Source organism: Acidovorax sp. GW458-11-26-14-TSB4, from assembly GCF_059423865.1.
The window spans coordinates 37,743-55,376 of sequence record NZ_JBWKYR010000029.1; the positions used below are offsets into that span (position 1 = coordinate 37,743).

At 68.1% G+C, this 17,634-nt stretch carries 15 protein-coding genes; 9 read left to right on the top strand and 6 right to left on the bottom strand.

All coding sequences use genetic code 11. From position 1 onward, the window contains the following. Positions 1-27: 27 nt before the first annotated feature. From AC07X5_RS29730 to AC07X5_RS29750, 5 genes are read left to right on the top strand one after another with little or no spacing between them, the layout of a single operon-like run. A complete protein-coding gene (locus tag AC07X5_RS29730) occupies positions 28-1,716 on the top strand; it encodes an ABC transporter permease subunit (RefSeq protein ID WP_494773080.1) in 1,689 nt (562 codons plus the stop codon). After that, positions 1,713-2,432 carry a branched-chain amino acid ABC transporter ATP-binding protein gene (locus tag AC07X5_RS29735; protein WP_494773070.1) on the top strand — a complete coding sequence of 240 codons (720 nt, stop codon included), beginning with the start codon at positions 1,713-1,715 and terminating at the stop codon, positions 2,430-2,432. Before AC07X5_RS29730 ends, AC07X5_RS29735 begins: the two co-directional genes overlap by 4 nt. 3 nt (positions 2,433-2,435) lie before the next feature. Continuing rightward, entirely contained in the window at positions 2,436-3,452 is a 1,017-nt protein-coding gene (locus tag AC07X5_RS29740) for an asparaginase (RefSeq protein WP_494773071.1), read from the top strand. Positions 3,453-3,461: 9 nt separating this feature from the next. Then, positions 3,462-4,622 carry a transporter substrate-binding domain-containing protein gene (locus AC07X5_RS29745; protein ID WP_494773072.1) on the top strand — a complete coding sequence of 387 codons (1,161 nt, stop codon included), beginning with the start codon at positions 3,462-3,464 and terminating at the stop codon, positions 4,620-4,622. Positions 4,623-4,629: 7 nt separating this feature from the next. Next, positions 4,630-5,262, top strand: coding sequence for an ANTAR domain-containing response regulator (locus tag AC07X5_RS29750; RefSeq protein WP_494773073.1), 633 nt, complete (start codon positions 4,630-4,632; stop codon positions 5,260-5,262). Positions 5,263-5,277: 15 nt separating this feature from the next. On the opposite strand, the gene putA is transcribed toward AC07X5_RS29750, so the two are convergent. Further along, complete coding sequence (gene putA / locus AC07X5_RS29755; RefSeq protein WP_494773074.1) at positions 5,278-9,228, bottom strand: trifunctional transcriptional regulator/proline dehydrogenase/L-glutamate gamma-semialdehyde dehydrogenase; 3,951 nt, start codon at positions 9,226-9,228, stop codon at positions 5,278-5,280. Here putA and AC07X5_RS29760 point away from each other — a divergent pair. The 3 genes from AC07X5_RS29760 (at position 9,152) to rlmD (ending at position 11,556) form a co-directional block, all read left to right on the top strand. Next, positions 9,152-9,625 (top strand): Lrp/AsnC ligand binding domain-containing protein, encoded by a 474-nt coding sequence (locus tag AC07X5_RS29760; RefSeq protein ID WP_409955238.1) that lies wholly within the window; start codon positions 9,152-9,154, stop codon positions 9,623-9,625. The genes putA and AC07X5_RS29760 overlap by 77 nt on opposite strands. A 94-nt stretch (positions 9,626-9,719) precedes the next feature. Then, the gene (locus tag AC07X5_RS29765) at positions 9,720-10,022 is read left to right on the top strand and encodes a hypothetical protein (RefSeq protein WP_409955236.1); all 303 of its coding nucleotides are present in this window, start codon (positions 9,720-9,722) and stop codon (positions 10,020-10,022) included. Between the two features lie 70 nt (positions 10,023-10,092). Further along, the gene (gene rlmD / locus AC07X5_RS29770; protein ID WP_494773075.1) at positions 10,093-11,556 is read left to right on the top strand and encodes a 23S rRNA (uracil(1939)-C(5))-methyltransferase RlmD; all 1,464 of its coding nucleotides are present in this window, start codon (positions 10,093-10,095) and stop codon (positions 11,554-11,556) included. A gap of 66 nt (positions 11,557-11,622) precedes the next feature. Here rlmD and AC07X5_RS29775 read toward each other — a convergent pair whose 3' ends face one another. The 3 genes from AC07X5_RS29775 to AC07X5_RS29785 form a co-directional block, all read right to left on the bottom strand. Further along, positions 11,623-11,985: a hypothetical protein gene (locus AC07X5_RS29775; protein WP_494773076.1), complete on the bottom strand. Its 363-nt coding sequence runs from the start codon at positions 11,983-11,985 to the stop codon at positions 11,623-11,625. A gap of 112 nt (positions 11,986-12,097) precedes the next feature. Then, positions 12,098-12,793 (bottom strand): Bax inhibitor-1/YccA family protein, encoded by a 696-nt coding sequence (locus tag AC07X5_RS29780; protein ID WP_409955231.1) that lies wholly within the window; start codon positions 12,791-12,793, stop codon positions 12,098-12,100. A 303-nt stretch (positions 12,794-13,096) separates the two neighbouring features. Further along, a complete protein-coding gene (locus AC07X5_RS29785; RefSeq protein WP_494773077.1) occupies positions 13,097-14,893 on the bottom strand; it encodes a putative bifunctional diguanylate cyclase/phosphodiesterase in 1,797 nt (598 codons plus the stop codon). A 254-nt stretch (positions 14,894-15,147) separates the two neighbouring features. Between AC07X5_RS29785 and AC07X5_RS29790 the strand changes: the two genes are divergently transcribed. Next, positions 15,148-15,555: a GlcG/HbpS family heme-binding protein gene (locus tag AC07X5_RS29790; protein WP_409963089.1), complete on the top strand. Its 408-nt coding sequence runs from the start codon at positions 15,148-15,150 to the stop codon at positions 15,553-15,555. Positions 15,556-15,627: 72 nt separating this feature from the next. Here the strand turns inward: AC07X5_RS29790 and AC07X5_RS29795 are convergent, their stop codons facing one another. Both AC07X5_RS29795 and hemP read right to left on the bottom strand, forming a co-directional pair. Further along, positions 15,628-16,833: a fatty acid desaturase family protein gene (locus tag AC07X5_RS29795; RefSeq protein ID WP_494773078.1), complete on the bottom strand. Its 1,206-nt coding sequence runs from the start codon at positions 16,831-16,833 to the stop codon at positions 15,628-15,630. Positions 16,834-17,219: 386 nt separating this feature from the next. Further along, positions 17,220-17,447 (bottom strand): hemin uptake protein HemP, encoded by a 228-nt coding sequence (hemP, locus tag AC07X5_RS29800; protein ID WP_409963085.1) that lies wholly within the window; start codon positions 17,445-17,447, stop codon positions 17,220-17,222. Between the last annotated feature and the right edge of the window lie 187 nt (positions 17,448-17,634).

Consider the following 17,634-nt stretch of genomic DNA (forward strand, 5'->3'; position numbering starts at 1 on the left):
GCGGTGCTGCTCATCGCCGGCCCGTGGATGTTCGACACCTACCTGCTCAACATCCTCATCAAGGCCTTCTTCTTCGCCATCGCGGCGATCACGGTGGACATCCTCTGGGGCTACACCGGCTACCTGAGCTTCGGCCAGTCGGCCTTCTTCGGCATCGGCGCCTATGCGGCCGGGCTGGTGTTCACGCATGGCGGGTTCAGTGCGTTCACTGTGCTGCTGGCACTGGGTGCCACGCTGCTGGCCAGTGCGGCGGTGGCCGGGCTGGTGGGCTGGCTGTCGTTCTACCGCGGGGCGTCGCCGTTCTTCGCCACGGTGATCTCGCTGGTGCTGCCCATCGTGCTCACCCAGCTGCTGCTGTCGGGCGGCAGCGCCACGGGATCGAGCTCGGGGCTCACCGGCTACCCCACGTTCGACTGGTCCATCGAGGCCTGGTACTGGGTGGCCGGCGGCATGCTGGCCGTGGCCGGTGCCATCGGCTGGGTGCTGGTGCGCAGCGACGCGGGCCGCGTGCTGGTGGCCATGCGCGACAACGAGGTGCGCTGCACCTACCTGGGCATCGACACCTCGCGGGTGAAGATCGCGCTGCTGGTGGCCATGGGCGCCATGGCCGCCGTCGCGGGCTTCGGCTACGGCAGCTTCAGCGGTGTGGTGGCGCCCGAGCTTGCTGGCTTTGCGCTGGGCACCGAGCTCATCATCTGGGTCGCGCTGGGCGGGCGGGGAACGCTGTGGGGGCCGCTCGCGGGCGGGGTGCTGATCAACGTGGCCACGGCCTACCTGAGCAGCAGCATGCCCTTTGCCTGGCAACTGATCCTGGGCGCTGCCTTCGTGGTGGTGATCGTGCTGTTTCCTGAGGGGCTGATCCCGCTGCTGCTCAAGCCTTTCGGCCTGCTGCAGGGCGCAGTGCGCAGGCCGCTGCTGCAGGAGCGCGCGCCTGGCGGTGAGGCACAGGCACCCGGCGCGGCGGCCATCCGCATGCAGGGCGTGACCAAGCACTTCGGCTCCCTGAAGGTGCTGCAGGGCATCGACTTCGAGGCGCGGTCCGGCGAGCTGGTCGGGCTGATCGGCCCCAACGGCGCTGGCAAGACCACGCTGATGCGCTGCATGAGCGATGGCGCCGAGCGCAGCGGCGGCACGGTGGAGCTGTGCGGCAGCGACATCGGCCAGCTCCCGCCCGAGGCCTGCGTGCGCCTGGGCCTGGGGCGCAAGTTCCAGAACGCCAACATCTTCGAGTCGCTGACCGTGGCCGAGTGCCTGCGCATCGCCGGCACTCGCCTTGAGCGTCCCTCGCTGCTGCGCCAGGACCCGGTGCTGCGCCTGCCGCCCTATGTGCTGCACGTGGTGCGCACCACGGCGCTGGAGGGCAAGCTGGCCACCGTGGCGCGCGACCTTTCGCACGGCGAGCAGCAGGCGCTGGAGTTGGCCATGGTGCTGGCGCTGGAGCCGCGCGTGGTGCTGCTCGACGAGCCCACCGCCGGCCTGACCAAGACCGAGCGCACGCAGATCGGCGAGGTGCTGTCGTCGCTGGCGCAGCGCTATGGCCTGTGCTGCCTGCTGGTGGAGCACGATCTCGACTTCGTTGAGCTGATCTCCACCCGCATCGTCGTGCTGCACCAGGGCGCCATCGCCATGCAGGGCAGCTTCCAGGAGGTGGTGAACTCGCCCCTGGTCAAGACCATCTACTCGGGCAGTGCCCACAGCCCCCAGGAGGCCGCATGAGCGCCAGCCCTTTTCCGCCCGCGCTGGCGCTCGATGGCGTCACCAGCGGCTACCGTGCCTCCGTGGTGCTGCGCGACCTGTCGCTGCAGGTGCGCAAGGGCGAGGCCGTGGCCCTGCTGGGCAAGAACGGCATGGGCAAGAGCACGCTGCTCAAGACGGTGATGGGCTTCCTGGCCAAGAAGACCGGCGCCGTGCACCTGAACGGCGAGAACATCACGCGCCTGCCGCCGCACCGCATCGCGCGCCAGGGCATTGCCTACGCCTCGCAGGAGCAGCCGTTGTTCGCCGACCTGAGCATCCGCGACAACCTGCGCCTGGGCCTGGCGCAGGAGTCGCTGTTCGAGGAGCGCTTTGCCGCGGTGGAGCCGCTGTTCCCGGTGTTCAGGAGCCGCCTGGCGCAGTACGCGGGCACGCTCTCGGGCGGCGAGCAGAAGATGCTGCTGCTGGCGCGCGCGCTGATGGTGCGCCCCTCGGTGATCCTGCTCGACGAGATCACCGAAGGCCTGCAGCCCTCTGTGATCGACCGGCTGGCCCAGGCCCTGCTGCACGAGCGCGCGCAGCATGGCACCAGCCTGCTGATCGTGGAGCAGAACGTGCCCTTCGCGCTGCAGGTGGCGGACCGCTATGTGGTCCTGAAGCAGGGCGAGCTGGTGGACGAGGGGCTGGCCAAGGCCGAGGGGGCGGTCGAATCCGTGTTCAACCACCTGAGGGTCTGACGGATGTTCGACATGGACCCTCTGGCGCCGGTGGCCTCCACGCTGCCGCTGTGCCAACTGATCGCCACGGGCGGCACCATTGCCATGAAGATCGATCCCGATCGCGGGGGGGCCGTGCCCGCCCTTTCGGGCGCCGACCTGCTGGCCGCCGTGCCGGCCATGGCCCGCGTGGCCCGGCTGGAGGTGCGCGAGCTGTTCAACATCCCTTCGGACCACATGGACGCCGGGCGCTGGGTGGAGCTCAAGCTGGCTCTGGACGAGGCGCTGGCGCGCCCCGAGATCACCGGCGCCATCGTTTCGCACGGCACCGATACGCTGGAGGAAACCGCCTGGTTCCTGGACCTCACCCTCGCCAGCGACAAGCCGGTGGTGCTGGTGGGGGCGCAGCGCAATGCCTCGGTGCCCGATTTCGACGGGCCGCGCAACCTGCTCAATGCGGCGCGCGTCTGCGTGGAGCCGCGTGCGCGGCGCCAGGGCGTGCTGGTGGCGATGAACAACCAGATCCACGCCGCGCGCGAGGCCACCAAGACCCACACCGCCGATGTGGAGGCCTTCAAGTCCGGCGACTTCGGCTTCTTGGGCGTGGCCGACGAGGACCGGGTGGTCTTTTCGCGCCAGCCCGCGCGGCGCCTGCACCTGCCGCTGCGCGCGGGAGCGCTGCCGCGCGTGGAGATCGTGCCCATGTTCGCGGGTGCCAGCGGCGACCTGCTGCGCGCCGCCGTGGCGCTGGGGGCGCGCGGCATCGTGGTGCAGGCCCTGGGCTTTGGCAATGTGAACGCCGACATGCTCGCCGCCGTGCAGGAGGCGATTGCGCGCGGGGTGGCCGTGGCCATCTCCACCCGCGTGCCCAATGGCCGCGTGCAGCCGGCCTATGGCTTCGAGGGCGGGGGGCGCACGCTGCAGGCAGCGGGCGCGGTGTTCGCCGACAATCTGAGCCCGCACAAGGCCCGCATCCTGCTCATGCTGGCGCTGCAGAGCGCCAGGACCACCCACCAGATGCAAAGCCTGTTCGACCAATGAAGGAGCGCCATGCCCGATGACCTTTCCCTGCCGCCGCAGCCTGCCCACGACGAGGGCTGGCGCGTCGGCGTGCTGTTCTCGCGCTCGGGCCCCACGGGCGTCACCGAGTCGGAGCACTTCTTCGGCACGGCCCTGGCCATCGAGGAGATCAACCAGCTGGGCGGCGTGCTCGACCGGCCGCTGGTGCCCGTGGTCTACGACCCCAAGGGCGATATCGCCGAGTACCGCAAGCTGGCCACGCGCCTGCTGCTGGAGGACGAGGTCACCGTGGTCTTCGGCTGCTCGCGCTCGTCGAGCCGCAAGGCCGTGCTGCCGGTGGTGGAGCGCAACAACGCCCTGCTGTGGTACTGCTCGTTCTACGAGGGTTTCGAGTACTCGCCCAACGTGATCTACACCGGCGCCGTGCCCAACCAGAACAGCGTGCAGCTGGCCGCCTACCTGATGCAGAACCGCGGGACGCGCTTTTACCTCGTAGGGGCCGACTACATCTACCCGCGCGAGTCCAACCGCATCATGCGCGACATGGTGGAGCAGCACGGCGGCGAGATCCTGGACGAGGTCTACCTGCCCATCGAGGCGGGCGGCGCCGAACTCAAGGAGGTGCTCGCCGACATCCGCGCCCAGCAGCCCGACGTGGTGTTCTCCACACTGGTGGGCCAGTCGGCGCGGCTGTTCTACCAACTGTACCGCGAGTTCGGCCTGGACCCGAAGAAGATGCCGATCGCCAGCCTGTCCATGGCCGAGGAGGAGATCCGCCTGATCGGCCCGGCGCTGTGCGAGGGGCACATCACCTCGGCCACCTACTTCGGCTCGGTGCAGAACGAGAGCAACCAGCGCTTCACAGCCCTGTGGCGCCAGCGCTTCGGCGACCGGCCGACCAGCACCTGGTCCGAGATGGCCTACACCCAGGTGCACTTGTTCGCCCGGGCCCTGCAGCGCGCCGGCAGCATGGACCGGCGCAAGCTGGTGGAGGCGGCGCGCGCCGTGTCCTTCGATTCGCCCGAAGGCCGCGTCACGGTGGATGCCGAGAACAACCACTGCACCCTCACGCCGCGCATCGGCATCTGCCGGGCCGACGGGCAGTTCGACATCGCCTGGGAGGCCTCGGAGCCGGTGCGGCCCGATCCCTATTTGTCGACCTTCGGGTTTTCCGAGTTCTGGCTGAGGTGAGCAAGCCATGAGTTCGAGCCTACGCCGTCTCTACGAAGACCTGCGCAGCATCAGCGTCACCGTGGTCTACCCGCCGGGTGAAGACCGCGACGTGGTGGTGCAGCAACTGCAGCGCATCGGCTGCCGCCTCAAGGTGGTGTGGCCGTTTCCCGCCGAGCCGCCCACCGGGGTGGACGTGATCTTCTTCCAGGTCTCGCAGGACCTGGAGGGCAGCAGCGCCTGGAATGCCAGCGCCGTGGACGCGGCCTTCGTGGCCCTGTCGGACTATGAAAGCCCGACCACGCTCAAGCTGCTGCTGGACACGCGGGCGCACGGCGTCATCACCAAGCCGTTCCGCTCCTCGGGCATCCTCAGCACGCTGGTGCTGGCGCGTGCGTCCCAGGGCTTCCAGCAGCGCCAGCAGGGCAAGATCGACAAGCTCGAATCCACCATCAAGTCGCGGCGCCAGATCGAAAAGGCCATCCGCGTGCTGGTGGACTACCAGCGCATGAGCGAGGCCCAGGCCTACGAGCACATGCGCGAGCGCGCCACCGGCCTGCGCGTGACGGTGGCCGAGGTGGCCGCCATGCTGCTGGAGACGCACGAGGCCATGGAGAAGCTGGGCTTCGGCGCGGCCAAGCCGGCCGGCAGGGCCAGGTAGGCCTGGCCCCGGGGGTCAACCGATGGTCATCAGGCTCGCATTGCCCCCGGCCGCCGCCGTGTTCACGCTGAGCGCGCGCTCGATCACCAGGCGCTCCAGCGGCACATCGGTGCTGCCCGGGTGCAGGGCCGTGACGGCGACGATGGGGCCGGCGCGGCGCGCCAGCTGTTCGCAGGTGCTGCGCAGCGCCTCGCTGCTGCCATGGTGCAGCGCGGCAGCCAGTTCGACGCCGCCGTCCGCAAGTGCGTTGCCCGTGGTCACGATGCGCGCCTGCACCTCGGCGGGCAGGGTGGTGCGCAGGGCGGTGTGGGCGTCGCTCCACACGGCCTTGCCGCCGCTGGCCAGCACGGCGGCCAGCTGGGTCAGCAGGTCGTCTTCGGCGCTGGCGATGCACAGCACCGTGGCGCGCGGCTGCAGGCTGTAGACATTGCGCTCACCCGTGGGGCCGGGCAGGGTGCGTGCGGTGCCGCTCTGGCTTTCGCTGGCAAAGCGGCGGCAGGTGGCGGCCAGCGCCGCCTTGTTCTCCATCTGCGCCCAGCGCTCCAGCGCCCGCAGCGGCGCCAGCAGGCCATCGCGCGCGGCCATGTCGGGCGGCGTGGTGCGGTCGGCGGCCGCAAAGGTCTGGGCCAATGCGTTGGCAGGGCGTGCGGCCAGCAGGCGCAGCAGGTACAGCGGGCCGCCGGCCTTGGGCCCCGTGCCCGACAGGCCCTCGCCGCCAAAGGGCTGCACGCCCACCACGGCACCCACCATGTTGCGGTTGACGTAGACATTGCCGGCATGGGCGCGGTCCACCACGCGGGCGATGGTCTCGTCGATGCGGGTGTGCACGCCCTGGGTCAGGCCGTAGCCGGTGGCGTTGATCTGGTCGAGCAACTGGTCCAGGTCCTTGCGGGCATAGCGCACCAGGTGCAGCACCGGGCCGAAGACCTCGCGCTGCAGCTCGCTGATGCTGTTCAGCTCGATCAGCGTGGGTGGCACGAAGGTACCCTGCGCGGCCTCGGCAGCATCGCTGCGGCAATGCTGGAACACGCGATGGCCACGGTCCTTGAATGCCTCGATGTGCTTTTGGATGCCGCCCTGCGCTTCGGCGTCGATCACCGGGCCCACGTCCACCGCGAGCACGCCGGGGTTGCCCATGCGCAGCTCGCCCATGGCGCCCTGGAGCATCTCTACCACGCGCTCGGCGGCATCTTCCTGCACGCACAGCACGCGCAGTGCCGAGCAGCGCTGGCCCGCGCTGTCGAAGGCCGAGGACACGGCGTCGGTGACCACCTGTTCCACCAAGGCAGAGGAATCCACGATCATCGCGTTCTGCCCGCCCGTCTCGGCGATCAGCGGAATGGGGCGGCCAGCGGCGTCGAGCCGGCCCGCGATGGTCTTTTGCAGGATGCGCGCCACCTCGGTGGAGCCGGTGAACATGACGCCCATGACGCGCGCATCGCCGATCAGGCGGGCGCCCACGGTCTCGCCCTGGCCGGGCAGCAACTGAACCGCCGCGCGCGGCACACCCGCGCGCCACAGCAGGCGCACGGCCTCGGCAGCGATCAGCGGCGTCTGCTCGGCTGGCTTGGCCAGCACCGGGTTGCCGGCGGCCAGGGCTGCGGCCACCTGGCCCATGAAGATGGCCAGCGGGAAGTTCCAGGGGCTGATGCAGGCCACGGGGCCGAGCGGAATGTGCGTAGTGTTGTCGAAGGTGGTTGCGACCTGCGCCGCGTAGTAGCGCAAAAAGTCCACGGCCTCGCGCACCTCGGCGATGGCATTGCTGGCGCTTTTGCCGGCCTCGCGCATCAAGAGGCCCATCAATGGCTGCATGCGGTCCTCGAGCAGGTCGGCCGTGCGTTGCAGCGTGGCGGCGCGTTCGGCCGGCGCGATTGCGGCCCATGCGGGGGCTGCCTGCTGCGCGTTCTGCAGGGCCTGGTCCACGTCCTCCGCCGTGGACTCCTGCACCTGGCCGACCACGTCGCGCAGGTCGGCAGGGTTGCGCACGGAGGCCGTGGGGCCGGTGGGCACATCGGCGGCCAGCAGCGGGCCGGCCTTCCAGTCCTGCAGCGTACTGGCCTGCAGGGTGGCGCTCAGTTGCGCCAGCGTGGCGTCGCTGGCGATATCGAGGCCCTGGGAATTGGCGCGGCCGGCGCCATACAGCGCGCCCGGCAGGGGGATGCGCGGATGCGGCAGGCCGGCCTGGCCTTCTCGCTGGGCGGCCTCGTCCACCACCTGCACGGGGCTGCGCACCAGCTCGGGCAGGGGAATGGCCTCGTCGGCGATGCGGTTCACGAAGGAGGTGTTGGCGCCGTTCTCCAGCAGGCGGCGCACCAGGTAGGCCAGCAGCGTCTCGTGCGTTCCCACCGGGGCGTAGATGCGGCAGGGGCGGCCCAGCTTGCCTGCCGTGACAGCGCCCACCACCTGCTCGTACAGCGGCTCGCCCATGCCGTGCAGGCACTGGAACTCGTACTGGCCCGCATAGTAGTTGCTGCCCGCCAGCTGGTAGATGGTGGCCAGGGTCTCGGCGTTGTGCGTGGCGAACTGTGGGTACACGGCCTCGGGCGCGGCCAGCAGCTTGCGCGCGCAGGCCACGTAGGAGATGTCGGTGTGCACCTTGCGCGTGTAGACCGGGTAGTCGGCCAGGCCATCGATCTGGGCGCGCTTGATCTCGCTGTCCCAGTAGGCGCCTTTGACCAGGCGCACCATCAGGCGGCGGCGGGTGCGCCGGGCCAGGTCGATCACGAAGTCGATGACGTGGGGGCAGCGCTTCTGGTAGGCCTGGATCACGAAGCCGATGCCGTTCCAGCCCGCCAGGCTCTCGGCATGGCACAGGCGCTCGAGCAGGTCCAGCGAGATCTCCAGCCGGTCGGCCTCCTCGGCATCGATGTTGATGCCGATGTCGTAGCTTTTGGCCAGCTCGGTCAGGCGCAGCACCAGGGGGTAGAGCTCGTCCATCACGCGGCCGAACTGCGCGCGGCTGTAGCGCGGGTGCAGGGCCGACAGCTTGATCGAGATGCCCGGCCCTTCGTAGATGCCGCGCCCGGCCGAGGCCTTGCCGATGGCGTGGATGGCCTGCTCGTACGAGGCGTAGTAGCGCTCGGCGTCGGCCGTGGTCAGGGCCGCCTCGCCGAGCATGTCGTAGGAGTAGCGAAAGCCCTCGGCCTCCATGCGGCGCGCGTTGGACAGCGCTTCGGCAATGGTCTCGCCGGTCACGAACTGCTCGCCCATCATGCGCATGGCCATGTCCACGCCCTTGCGGATCAGCGGCTCGCCGCCCCGGCCGATGAGCCGGCCCAGCGACGCGCCCAGGCTGCCTTCGCTGTGCGTGGCCACCAGCTTGCCGGTGATGAGCAGGCCCCAGGTGGCCGCGTTGACGAAGAGTGAGGGGCTCTTGCCCAGGTGCGGCTCCCACTGGCCGTTGCTGATCTTGTCGCGGATCAGTGCGTCGCGCGTGGCCTTGTCGGGAATGCGCAGCAGCGCCTCGGCCAGGCACATCAGGGCCACGCCTTCCTGCGACGAGAGCGAGAACTCCTGCAGCAAGCCCTGCACGATGCCGGCGCGGCCGGTACCCGCCTTGCGCTCGCGCAGTGCGCCCGCAATGCGCAGCGCCAGTTGCTGCGCGGCTGCGGCCACGTCCTGCGGCACGCGGGCCTGCTCCAGCAGCGGCGCCAGGGCCTCGGGCTCGGGGCGGCGGCATGCCGCGGTGATGGCGGCACGCAGCGGGCTGGACAGCGGGGTGCGCGGGGCGAAGTCGGCGAAGTGGGCGGGATGGGTCATGGCGGCTGCGTCTCTCTGGGATGGATTCGGGCCCGACGGCTGTCGGGCCCGCTGGAATGGATCATCTCTGGACTTGTGATGAATAAATGTTCGAAAATTGGCCCATCGAACGAATGAATCACTATAGTCAATGACCAACGATGCCGATCTGGACCGTATCGACCGCAGAATTTTGTCAATCCTGCAGGAAGACGGGCGCATTGCCAACCTCAAGCTGGCCGAGGCCGTGGCCCTGTCGCCCACGGCGGTGCTGGCGCGTGTGCAGCGGCTCACGCGCGACGGCTTCATCCTGGGCTACGAGGCGCGGCTGAACCCGCTCAAGCTGGGAGCGGGCATGCTGGTCTTCGTGGAGGTGCTGCTGGACCGCACCACGCCCAATGTGTTCGACCAGTTCAAGGCCGCCGTGCAGGTACATCCCGAGATCATGGAATGCCACATGGTGGCGGGGGGGTTCGACTACCTGCTCAAGACCCGCTCGGCGGACATGAATGCCTACCGGCTGTTCGCCGGCGACGTGCTCTGGCAACTGCCGGGCGTGCGCGAAACCCGCACCTATGCGGTGATGGAGGAGGTCAAGCACAGCAACCACCTGGTCCTGCGATAGGCACGGGGTAGGCACGCGCGCAACGCCTGCATTGGCGAGCGGTGCACAAGCCCGCATAATGGCTGCAATACCGAAAGTCGCAGGAGGAGTTCCCATGTCCGCATCCAAATTCGCTGCAGCCGCCTTGCTGGCCGTCGGCTTCAGCCAGTCCGCCTCTGCCGCCTGCTACGTGGTGTACAGCCCGGCCAAGGAAATCATCTACCGCTCGCCCGAGCCGCCGGTGGACATGTCCTACCAGATCCACGAAGTGCTGCCCCGCGTCGCACCCGGCAGCACGCTGGTGTTCACGCTGGACAACCATGGCTGCGACCTGCGCATCAACGAGCTGCCGCGCTTTGCACCGGCCAGCATGAGCGGCCCCGGCGGGCGCCGCGCACCGCGCGCTGACCGCGGCTGATCCCGTCCTTCGACCTGCGGCCCCCGGGGCTGGGCGCAGGTCGCATTGCCGCCTCTGAGACAATCGGGGGATGAGCGAACCCAAAGAATTGTCCCCCTCGTATGAACCTGAAGGCCAGGAATCGGAGCAACTGCCCGAAGGCTGGCTGGCTGTGCGTTCCCTGGACCTGGAAGCCCAGGGCGTGGCGCGCAGGCCCGATGGCAAGGTCGTCTTCATCGACGGCGCATTGCCCTTCGAGTACGTCACCGCCAACACCCATCGCAAGAAGAACAACTGGGAGCAGGCCAGCCTGACGGCGATCCACCGCGAATCGTCGCAGCGTGTGCGCCCGGGCTGCCAGCATTTCGGCCTGCATGCCGGCGCCTGCGGCGGCTGCAAGATGCAGCACCTGCACGTGGGCGGGCAGGTCGCCGTCAAGCAGCGCGTGCTGGAGGACAACCTCTGGCACCTGGGCAAGGTGCGCCCGCAGACGGTGCTGCGCCCCATCGAGGGCCCGGCCTGGGGCTACCGGTATCGCGCGCGCCTGTCGGTGCGCCATGTGATCAAGAAGGGCACGGTGCTGGTCGGCTTCCATGAGCGCAAGAGCCGCTACGTGGCCGACATGCAGACCTGCCCGGTGCTGCCTCCGCACGTGGACGCCATGCTGATGCCCATGCGCGCGCTGATCGCCTCCATGGACGCGCGCGACACCTGCCCGCAGATCGAACTGGCCTGCGGCGACAGCGTGACCGCGCTGGTGCTGCGCCACCTGGAGCCGCTGAGCAAGGATGACCTCGCGCGGTTGCGCGATTTTGCTGCGGCCCACCGTGTGCAATGGTGGCTGCAGCCCAAGGGCCCCGAGACCGTGAAGCTGATGGAGGAGGGCGGCGAGCCGCTGTCCTATGGCCTGCCGGACTTCGGCATCACCATGCCCTTCAAGCCCACCGACTTCACGCAGGTGAACCCGCACATCAACCGCGTGCTGGTGACGCGTGCGCTGCGCCTGCTGGATGTGCAAAAGCACGAGCGTGTGATCGACTGGTTCTGCGGCCTGGGCAACTTCACGCTGCCGTTGGCCACGCAAGGCCGCGAGGTGCTGGGCATCGAGGGCAGCGAGACGCTGGTGGCGCGCTCGCGCGAGAACTACCGGCTCAACCAGGGCCTGGTGGCGCAGGGCGGCAAGGCGCTGGCGCCCACCGACTTCGTGGCGCGCAACCTGTTCGAGATGACGCCCGCGATGCTGATCGCCGACGGCTCGGCCGAGAAATGGCTGGTGGACCCACCGCGCGAGGGCGCCTTTGCACTGGCCAAGGCGCTGGCCGACATCGAGCAGGCGCGCCTCGGCGCCGAGGGTGCGGCACCGTTGCCCCCGGGCGCCGAGAACTGGACCCCGCCCAAGCGCATCGTCTACGTGAGCTGCAACCCGGCCACACTGGCGCGCGATGCCGGCCTGCTGGTGCACCTGGGCGGCTACCGCTGCACGGCGGCCGGCATGGTCAACATGTTCCCGCACACGGCGCACGTCGAGAGCATGGCGGTGTTCGAGCGGGATTGAGGCCGGGGATCCTCCCGCCACGCAGGCGTGAAAAAGGGGCTCGAGGGCCCCTTTGTCCTGTGTGTATCAACTCTCGGCGGGGGCGGATGCCCTTGGCGCCGTGCGCCGGGGTGCCGGCTCAGGGGGCTTGGCCACCACCGCGGGCGTGCCCTCGATCTTGTTGTCGCGCATGTACTGGTCCATCTCCTTCCAACCGTCGAAGACCGCCGCCTTGGGGGCCTTGGGATTGAGGGTATAGCAGTCTTCCACCCCGCGCAGCGCATGGCGGCAGGCCCCGCCGATGGCCCGGGCCTCGGTGTCCTTTTGCTGCGCCTCGTTCAGTCCCAGCGTGGCGGTGAGCTTGTCGCACCCGGCCAGGGCCAGCAGGACAGCGGACGCAGCCAGAAGGCGCAGGACGGGTTGGGGGGCAAAGAATTCGATAGGGCGCATGTACTTCCATTATCGGCAGCAGCCCGCCCGGATTGAGGCTTGACCATTGCGCGGGCTCAAGAAAAAGGCTCCCGAGGGAGCCTTTTGGGGACGCAGGGCTGAAGGAGCTGACTCAGTCCTTTTCGCCGCCCATGATGCCCAGCAGGGCCAGCAGGCTCTGGAACACGTTGAAGATGTCCAGGTACAGGGCCAGGGTGGCGCTGATGTAGTTGGTCTCGCCGCCGTCCAGGATCTGCTTCAAGTCATACAACATGTAGGCGCTGAAGATGCCGATCGCCGCCACCGAGATCGCCATCATGCCGGCCGAGGAGCCCACGAAGACGTTGATGATGGCGCCCACCATGAGCACCAGTGCGCCCACCATGAGCCACTTGCCCATGCCCGAGAGGTCGCGCTTGATCACGCTGGCCAGGGTGGCCATGACCAGGAACACGCCTGCCGTGCCGGCAAATGCGGTCATCACCAGGTCGGTACCGTTCTTGAAGCCCAGCACCATGCCGATCATGCGCGAGAGCATCAGGCCCATGAAGAAGGTGAAGGCCAGCAGCACCGGCACGCCGGCGGCCGAACGCTTGGTCTTTTCGATCGCAAACATGAAGGCGAACGCGCCGCCCAGGAACACGATCAGGCCCACGCCGCCGCGCAGCGACTGCGTGATGCCCGTGGCAACGCCGATCCAGGCGCCCAGCACGGTGGGGATCATGCTCAGGGCGAGCAGCCAGTAGGTATTGCGCAGCACCTTGTGGCGCTCTTCCTGCGAAATGCCATAGCCCGCCGAAGGGTTCAGGGTGGTGACTTGGTCATTCATCGGTATCTCTCCTTGTGCCTGCACGGTACAGGCTTGGACAAATTCTAGGTGGAGGCGTTCCCCAGGAAGGCAATACCCGCACCGGTCAACGGGCTTGAGGATGATGCACCCCCTGAGACGCTGCGCGTCTCGGGGCCACCGCCAGAGGCGGCGGCTCTTCGGGCACGTCCAAGCCTGCGCAGGCAGGCTTGGAGCCGCGGCCCTCAGCCCCCAGCGCGGCGGGGCGGCCCTTGCGCGGGGGGCACTGGCCTTGGCCGCGCCAGTTTCAGGCGTAGCGCCGCAATGCAGCGAGCCACTTGTACGTCAGGCGGCCAGGGGCAGGGGGCCCTGTGCCTGGGACGCCATGAAGGCGGGGATGGCTGGTGCCTCCAGCGGGCGCGAGAGGTAGTAGCCCTGGATGGCGTCGCAGCCTGCGGCGACCACGAGGTCGAACACGGCCCGGGTTTCCACGCCTTCGGCCAGCATGCGGTAGCCGAGCGAATGCCCCATGGAAATGAGGGATTTGACCAGATCCATGGCCCGGGGATCGGTGTCCACCGGCTTGATGAGGGACTGGTCGAGCTTGAGCAACTGCACGGGCAGGGAGTGCAGGCAGGCCAGGTTGGAGTAGCCCATGCCGAAATCGTCCAGCGATATTTGGGCTCCCATGGCCTGCAGGGCCAGCAGGGCCTCGTGGGTCTCCACGTGGGTCATGACGGAGGTTTCGGTGCATTCCACGTGCAGCTTGTTGATCGGCACGCCCTGGCGCTCGCAGATCTCGCGCATCGCATCGACAAAGCCGGGCTGGTCCAGGTTGCGCGAGGAGACATTCAGCGCCATGGTGAGGTCGATCCCCTGGGCACGCCAGGCTGCCAGCTGGCCCAGTGCGGTGTTCAGCACCCAGCGCGTGAAGGCGTGGATCAGAGGGGAGTTCTCGATCAAGGGGATGAATTCGCCAGGCGATATTTCCCCGTGCACCGGGTGGGTCCAGCGCGCCAGGGCCTCCACCCCGGAGTAGGCCTGCAGGGTGAGGTTGAGCTTGGGCTGGTAGACGAGCCGGAATTCGCCCCGGGCCAGTCCGGGCGCCACGTCCTGCAGCAGGCGGAAGGCACGCCGGTGGGCGGCGTCGAAGCTGTCTTCGTGCCACAGCAGGCGCCGGCCGCGTGCGCTGGATTCCTGCAACGCCGCAGCGGCCTTGCGCAGGGCGTCCCTGGCGCTGTTCTGGTCGAGCTGGAAATCGACCAGGCCCATTTCGATCTCGAGCTCCACCGACACGCTGCCGCACGCGAACGGCGTTTCCAGGTGCTCGACGACGCGGCGCGCGAACTGTTCGCAGGCTTCGCGCGAGTCGCCCTGCATGCGGATGCAAAAGCGCGTTTCCGAGACGTGGTAGATGGGCCAGTCGGGCCCGAGCAGGTCCTTGAGCCGTTCGGCGATCAGGCGCAGCACGCCTTCCAGCGGTGCGATGCCCACGGCGCGCACGGCGGCCTGCAGGCGCTGGTGCTGCATCACGTCGATGAGCAGCATGCCGCGCCGCTCGCCGGGCGTGCGCATGCGCTGGGCCTCCAGGTTCAGCGCCATCTGCGCCCGGTTGGGCAGGCGCGTCACCTCGTTGATACGGCCGGCGCGCTGGTGCAGCTCGATCTGGCTCATCACCAGCGCTGCCAGGGTGGCCAGTTGCTCGCGCTCCTGCGCGCCGAAGCTGCGGGGCTGGTGGTCGATCACGCACAGGCTGCCCAGCGCATGGCCGGATGGGAGCACCAGCGGGGCGCCGGCGTAAAAGCGGATGCGGGGCTCGCCGAGCACCAGCGGGTTGGCCGCGAAGCGCGGATCCAGCAGGGCGTCTTCCACCACCATGACCTCGCCCTGGGCGATGGCATGGGCACAAAAGGACGACTGGCGATCCGTCTGGGTGGCCTCCATGCCCTGGCGCGACTTGAACCATTGCCGGTTTTCGTCGACCAGGGCCATCAGTGCGATCGGCATGCCGAACATCTGGCGGGCCAGGCGGGTAATGCGGTCGAAATCTTCGGTGGGCGCGGTATCGAGGAGCCGCGTGCGGCGCAGCAGGCGCAGACGCTCCTGTTCATGGCGGTCGGGGGAGGGGGCGGGGTTCGTCATGGGGGTGCCCGGCTTCCAGGCCTGCGGCATCGTAAGTGATTAAATGATTTTCGATATTATCATTTTTATCAAAAATTTCAATTTATCCTTGCGCTTTAGGTGCAGGTCTCTTGGGAATGCCCGAAAATTGTGTTCTCCTTGGTCACTATTCTTTCGCCCTGGGCATGGCTTGCAGCCCTGCGGAGAGCCGCTATGCTTGCCGGTTTCCATCCCGGGCGCGCCTGCCGAGCGTCCGCCAACCTGGCATTGCATCCATGAAAACCAAGCACGAACTCGAACTGGCCGACGTCAAGGCCATTGCCGCTGCCGCCGAAGCCGAAGCCCTGAAGAACAGTTGGGCCGTGACCATTGCCATCGTGGACGATGGCGGCCACCTGCTGTGGCTGCAGCGCCTGGACGGCGCGGCCGCCGTGTCCTCGCACATCGCCCCGTCCAAGGCGCGCACGGCCGCCCTGGGCCGCCGCGACAGCAAGGTCTATGAGGACATCGTGAACGGCGGACGCACCGCCTTCCTGAGCGCTCCCACCATCGACGGCCTGCTCGAAGGCGGCGTGGCCATCCTCAAGGACGGCCAGTGCCTGGGCGCCGTGGGCGTGAGCGGTGTGAAGTCGACTGAGGACGCGCAGATCGCGCGCGCCGGCATCGCCGCCATCGGTCTGTGACCCGCTGCATGCCCTGGGCATGCTTCCATGAAAAAACCGGCCGAGGCCGGTTTTTTTGTTGATGGGATGCTGTCAGGCCAGCGCGTCCGGCACCGGCTGGGGAAGTGCGTGGCCGCTGGCCGTGGGCGCGGGCGTGGGCGATACCACCGGGGCCGGGTTGATCGCCGTCGGCACGCGCACCGGATTGCGCAGGGCCACCAGGCCCTTTTGCTCCAAGTCGATGCGCGGGGCGCTGGGCTGGCCCTTGAAATCGAGCCACTGGTGGTTCTCGTAGTCGTAGAGCTTGCAGGTGCGCATGGTCCTGAGCAGGGTGCGCACGGAGGCCTTCTCGATCACCAGCTTGTGGCCCACGAGCTCGTTCATGCGCTTCTGGGCCGCCAGCAGGTGGTACGAGGGGATGCCGGCGTGCGCATGGTGCGCGGCGTGGTTATAGACGTTGTTGACCACCTTGGAGAACCAGTCGGGCAGCAACCAGACCACGGAGCACACCTCGGGGCTGTGGCGGTTGTGGCGCAGGTCGTCGCTCTTGAACCAGGGAATGTTCGGGTGCGTGTGCATGATGTACAGCGAGGTGCTGCTCAGGAACATCAGCGTGAACAGCGGCAGCACCCAGCCCAGCAGCACCGCCTGCAGGGCCGTGACAGGTGCGAAGGCCGGTGCCCACAGCAGCAGGGCCACGAAGCTGCCGTGGTAGGCCAGCAGCAGGGCGGAGTACTTGCGCGACTCGGGCACCTGGTCCCTGGGCGTGCGCACGTTGGGGTAGATGCGGGTGGGGAACCAGTGGATCGCGAAGTACAGCCACAGGCCGATGCCCAGAGGGGCGCGGTAGATGTGCTCCAGCACCTTCCTGTGCCAGGGCAGGGCGTCGTAGCCGGCCTTGGAGTAGGGCGTGTAGTAGTCGAAGTGGTCGCCGTTGGTGTAGGGGTGGTGCACCTTGTTGTGGTCGTGCGACCACATGCGGTAGTTGTGCGTGGCAGGCACCCCGGCCACGAGGGCCAGCACCCAGTTCAGGCGTTTGGAGCGGGCCAGCGTGCCGTGGGCGGCATCGTGCGCCAGGGTGTAGAACGAAGACAGGCGAAAGCCCGCCATCAGCGCGGCCACGACCTTGATCCACATCGGCTCGGCCAGCAGCACGGTGGCGATGAAGGCCCAGTACAGCACATGGTCGCGCAGCACCAGCATCGTGCCCTTGCGGTCGCTGGGGTTGGCGAAGGCCGACAGTTCCTGGAGCAACTGGGCCTTGGAAATCTCTGGCCGGGCGGTGGAAGGATGGGTCATTGGCTGGCAGTGCACGGGGTGGGCAGACGGCTCTTGCGTCATGCCTTGGCGCGTGGCTGGCAGTGTCCGCAAAAGGGAGAAACGTCAAGAAGTGTTTCACACAGGACCCGGGAGGGCGCGCCGGAACAGCGGGGTGAAAGCCTTCCACTTCCGGGCTTTGGTTGGACCCGTGTGCGTGCAGAGGTGAGGGTGCGCCGGCGCACCAACGAACACGGCCCCGAAGGGGCCGCGCTTTGGGAGTGCCATGGCAGGCTCCCCGATGGCAGGTACCGTGGAAAAAAGGCCTGGCTACGCGGGTCAATCTGGCCCGTTGGCTGGCAAAAACGACCCTTTCGGACTGGAAGCCCGGGAGTCGCCCCACGATGAAACCTGGTGAATCAATGTGCTTACTTGGTGAGGATCAGCTTGCCCAGCTTGGTGGCCTGCAGGCGGTACACCGCTCCGTTGTGGCTGATGGCCACGGCCTTCTGGCCTTGCAGCAGGTCGTTGCTGTCCACGGCGGCCGTTCCATCCCCGGAGATGGCGCTGCGCTGCGCTGCAGCGGCCTGCTGCGGCTGCAGGGAGTCTGCAGAGGCGGAGCGCAGGAGCGTGGCGGCAGTCAGGGTGGCTTGCATGGGAGGGTTCCTGGTACGTTGAATTATTGTGTACGGTACGCTAATGATAGTGATTCGCAATTACTGGTCAAGCGATTTCTGCAGGAATCGGCAGGAATCTTTGGCCTGTGAATTGCGCGCCGACCTCTTTGGCACCGATTTACGCAGGCTTTGGCACTAATTGCCGCTCGCTTTGGCACGATTTTGC